Origin of the sequence: Glutamicibacter sp., from assembly GCF_035257265.1 — a bacterium.
In the GTDB taxonomy this organism is placed as follows: domain Bacteria; phylum Actinomycetota; class Actinomycetes; order Actinomycetales; family Micrococcaceae; genus Glutamicibacter.
Window position 1 is genome coordinate 1 of record NZ_DATEXC010000037.1, and the last position, 2,186, is coordinate 2,186.

1 protein-coding gene is annotated in these 2,186 nt (G+C 55.0%); it reads left to right on the top strand.

The window, feature by feature from the left end; all coding sequences use genetic code 11:
- The first annotated feature begins 223 nt into the window (after window positions 1-223).
- Complete coding sequence (locus VJ369_RS08730; protein ID WP_324091693.1) at window positions 224-1,561, top strand: transposase; 1,338 nt, start codon at window positions 224-226, stop codon at window positions 1,559-1,561.
- Window positions 1,562-2,186: the final 625 nt, after the last annotated feature.

The window sequence follows — 2,186 nt, forward strand, 5'->3', positions numbered from 1 at the left end:
CGACATGTGCAGCAAGATGTAGGCACAATACACCCAGTAGACGTGCGACGCCACAGAGTCAAATGACGTGGTGGCAACATCTTCAAAACCCAGATGCATCTTGACGTCTTTACAGCAATTCCCGGAGAGCGATAAACCCCAGTAATCACCGCGACCTCCTGGTTGCCTTTTCGTAAACCTCCATGCGACAATACACCCCTCACAGGCACAATTTGAGGTCTCCATGTCGGGGGTTGCCATGTCTCTTGTTGCTCCCAAAGCACGCAAGCATCTTTCTGCCGATGCGCTCTTTGGCTTGGTTCGCAGTGGCTTTGCCGCCATCCCAGATTATCGCCTGAGCGAGACGGACATTGCTTTAACGGATGCGCTCATGTCGGCGTTCGCCATGTTTTCCCTCAAATCGCCCTCTCGCCTCGCCTTTGACAAGGAACGGGCAGAGGGCAATTTGGAAACCATCTACGGTATGGAGCGTGTCCCGTGCGACACGCATATGCGCGAGATACTTGATCCCGTCTCCCCCGAGTGGCTACGCCCCCTGTTCAAAAGCGTCTTTCGTCAACTCCAGCGCGGCAAGGCGCTAGAAGACATGGTGTTTCTTGACGGCTATTATCTCTTGGCACTCGATGGCACGGGGTATTTTTCCTCGCAGACGATTCACTGTGCCTCGTGCCTGCACAAGGTCCAGCGCAACGGTTCGATCACGTATTATCACCAGCTGTTGGGCGCGGCGATTCTCCATCCCGACTGCCGTGCAGTCATTCCGCTCATGCCCGAGCCGATTATCAAACAAGATGGCACGGAGAAAAATGACTGTGAGCGCAATGCCGCCAAGCGCTTCATGAGCAAGTTGCGCCAGGATCACCCCCATCTCCAGTTCATTGTCACCGAAGACAGTCTGAGTTCCAACGCCCCTCACATCGAGACCCTACACGATCACGGGTGTCATTATATCCTTGGAGTCAAAGAAGGCGATCACGCCTATTTGTTCAATCAGGTGCAGAGAGCGGAGCACGATGGGCGCGTGACTTCTTATGAGCGGCACGATCGCGCCGCAGGCATCCGTCATCGGTTTCGCTTTGTCAATGACGTGCCACTCAATGGATCGCACGCGGACGTACGGGGCAATTTCATCGAGTACTGGGAAATTGGTCATGACAAGGTCCAACACTTCAGTTGGGTGACGGACTTGCGGGTGAACCAGCGCAACGTCTTTCGTCTCATGCGAGGTGGACGAGCCCGGTGGAAGATCGAAAACGAAACCTTCAATACGCTGAAAAACCAGGGCTATCACTTTGGGCACAACTACGGGCATGGCGAGCAGCATCTCTCTGTGGTGTTTGCCATGCTGATGATGCTGGCGTTTTTGGTGGATCAGACCCAGCAACTCTGTTGTGCGTTGTTTCAAACGGTATGGGCACAGCTCGGCAGCAAACGCCTGCTGTGGGAGCGGATGAGAGCGTTGTTCTATGCCTATGCCCTTGAGTCCATGCGGCAACTGCTCGAAGCCCTGTTGTACGGCTTGAAGAAGTCTCCCCCCAGCTTTGCGTTGGATTCTTCTTAATCTCTCCATCGATTCCCTGTGCGACCGCGTTCCATCGAACCAGACGATCCTCCATCATGGTGGGGAAGCTATGCCTACATCACGAGATGAGTCTGCCAGCCACAAGACATCCTGCCATGGCTGATTGCGAAAGTCTCTGCAAAAGACGGAAACGGGTGGTCGAAACGCGGCGAGAGCTGTCCGCTGCCACGGTAACATAAGACTCACAGTTCATAAGCGGGAATTACTGGATAAAGTGCGATGTGGCAGCATCCGTATGCACATCGGCATTGACCCTGCTCTGAGCGGTGCTCTCGCCGTACTCGACACCGCCGTCCGTTCCACCCTGCAAGGAGTTCCTCCGAGAACTGCCCGCTGGCAGCCAGCAGTTCCAAAACCGTTGCAGCGGTTCAGCTACCCCACAGCGTGAGGGTTTGTCCCTGTCCCCGAAACTCGTCATAGGTTGGCGGCACGCTGACGGCGGAGCGTGGCACGCTTTTCGCACGATTCCAACATTTGTCGCCAGAATGTCACAGATGGCGCAGGGCGCCTGCGCTATAGTTTGCCTGGTGAACGAGTTGCGTTGCAGGGATCGTCTCATACACACAGCGGTGAGCTTTGCATCATTTTTTCTCACCACACTCGT